This window comes from Shewanella sp. 11B5 (genome assembly GCF_002836795.1).
GTDB classification, from domain to species: Bacteria; Pseudomonadota; Gammaproteobacteria; order Enterobacterales; family Shewanellaceae; genus Shewanella; species Shewanella frigidimarina.
This window is the reverse complement of record NZ_PJAP01000750.1, coordinates 1-1,843: the sequence shown is the minus strand read 5'-3', so window position 1 is coordinate 1,843 and position 1,843 is coordinate 1. Positions and strand designations below refer to the sequence as shown.

The following is a 1,843-nucleotide window of genomic DNA, read 5'->3' as shown; positions in this document are numbered from 1 at the left end:
GATCTAGGTGTGTGGATGACTAACGTGCATGCCAGTGGCGGCTTAGCCATGATGCAGGCAGCCAAAAAAGCATTGATTCCCTTTGGTGACGATGCACCATTATTGATTGCCGTCACAGTATTAACATCGATGTCAGATGAAGATTTAGTGTTGCTTGGTATTAATGTGCCTGCGTTTGAACATGTGCTGCGCTTAGCCAAATTGACTCATCAAGCAGGATTAGACGGGGTTGTGTGTTCGGCTCAAGAAGCTAAATTGCTTAAATCATCATTTGGGCAAGATTTTACCTTAGTTACACCGGGTATTAGACCCGCAGGAAGTGATGCCGGTGATCAACATCGTGTCATGACTCCACCCCAGGCTATTGCGGCAGGGTCAGATTATTTAGTGATTGGTCGACCAATTACTCAAGCTGCCGACCCATTAGCAGCACTTAAAGCTATTTATCAATCACTGCATGTTTGATTTGTTATCACGCTAACGGTTAGGTTGACTGCGTCACTGTATTTAGTCAATCTAGTGGGTAAAGATACCTTATCTACATTAACCTCTGGGGTGATAAGCCTGTGACAATCAAGAGTTGTTAAAAATAATCAGCATTACATTGAATGAAGACCAATACCTAATTGTGTGTACAACTTAATAGCTGAATGAGCGACGTTATTTTATAAAATATTAAAGGCAAAAATATGAAAAAACTGTTTAACAAAATTTTCGCTGGAGTTCATCTGTTCGCAGCTGTAATTCTTATCATATTATCCTTGATAATTATGCTGTGGTCTATTTATGAAGTCATTTCCGGCATTCAGTATGACTCTGGATTTATCCCATTAATGCTTCAATCTGTCGCAGCTATAATCATAGCCGCAGCCATTATTGATGTTGCACAATATATGATGGAAGAAGAGGTTTTTAAGGACAAAGAGCTGCGGGATCCCAAAGAGGCAAGACGAACAATCACAAAAATTATTGTCATTATTACCATAGCAGTCAGTATTGAAGGACTGGTTTTTATATTTAAAGCCGGAACAAAAGACCTGAGCCTTTTACTCTATCCGGCTTTACTTATTATGGTATCGGCGATTTTGATTGTTTCGCTTGGCGTATATCAAAAATTAAGCGCTACTATAGAAAAAAGAGAAGAGGAAAGTGAATTGTAACAGTATCAAAAATGATACTTAGTTATTACGGCTTATATAAACATTTTTCGCCGCTATATGCGGCGATTCTCTTAAGCGAAAAATGGTCATCTAAATAGAGGTGACATCAACACACTATATTCTTCTGTTTAGCTATTTTTCAGGAATATCTTCAAGTAATTTTATGATAGTACGATTATTGTTTAGATGGGCTAGGTCAAGTAGGTAGCTTTTCTCAAGCTCTTGCATCGGTTCATCTGCCAATAATTCCTTTACTAACTGCTCTTCATCATTTGCAATGGCGGTTTTCAAGGCTGCAAAAGTCGCGATACTGTGTTTATGTTGATCAGTATTGTTAGATCCCATTAGTTCGCTCCGTTAATTGTTCGATAGTTATGTTATAGCGGGTTACTCACACTAACAATATAACCGTGTATGTTGCAATCAAAGTGATAGTAAATTCATATCCAATCTGACCCGATGACATAGTCAGTTGATTAAAAGATTTGATGTTAGTTACATACATTAAGTAAACCGTAGCGGGGTTTTTGAGCCTGTGAAATGAGTAGAAAGCGTTACAGAAAACGCCGCTTTTGCTATTGACCAAATGTGGACACCTTTACACTCTCTCTAATCTATATCTTAGTAATATTATGGCTGGCGCTGGGGTTATGTTGTCATTCTCATTATGTTTGTCTGCATAA

General features: G+C 38.3%; 3 protein-coding genes. 2 read left to right on the top strand and 1 reads right to left on the bottom strand.

The features are described from left to right. On the top strand, positions 1-465 hold a 465-nt coding region (pyrF, locus tag CXF78_RS16065), incomplete at its 5' end, for an orotidine-5'-phosphate decarboxylase (RefSeq protein WP_102037346.1). 224 nt (positions 466-689) lie between these two features. Then, positions 690-1,160: a hypothetical protein gene (locus CXF78_RS16060; RefSeq protein WP_011637495.1), complete on the top strand. Its 471-nt coding sequence runs from the start codon at positions 690-692 to the stop codon at positions 1,158-1,160. 132 nt (positions 1,161-1,292) lie between these two features. Here the strand turns inward: CXF78_RS16060 and CXF78_RS16055 are convergent, their stop codons facing one another. Further along, positions 1,293-1,505 carry a hypothetical protein gene (locus CXF78_RS16055; RefSeq protein WP_011637494.1) on the bottom strand — a complete coding sequence of 71 codons (213 nt, stop codon included), beginning with the start codon at positions 1,503-1,505 and terminating at the stop codon, positions 1,293-1,295. Between the last annotated feature and the right edge of the window lie 338 nt (positions 1,506-1,843).